Annotated in this window: 1 pseudogene; it reads left to right on the forward strand. The window is 50.2% G+C overall.

The annotated features are described in order from the left end of the window. Positions 1-241 (forward strand): annotated as a pseudogene (locus tag CF394_RS13515) (molecular chaperone HtpG); the annotation flags it as partial.

The following is a 241-nucleotide window of genomic DNA, read 5'->3' on the forward strand; positions in this document are numbered from 1 at the left end:
ATACACCGTTGCCGACATCACTAAAGAAGATCGTGGTACTGAAATCACCCTGCATCTGCGTGAAGGCGAAGACGAGTTCCTCGATGACTGGCGTGTGCGTTCCATCATCAGCAAATATTCCGACCATATCGCGCTGCCGGTAGAGATCGAAAAACGCGAAGAGAAAGACGGCGAAACCATTATCTCCTGGGAGAAAATCAACAAAGCGCAGGCGCTGTGGACTCGTAACAAGTCGGAAATC

This window comes from Tetzosporium hominis (genome assembly GCF_002265435.1).
Lineage (GTDB): Bacteria > Bacillota > Bacilli > Bacillales_A > Planococcaceae > Chryseomicrobium > Chryseomicrobium hominis.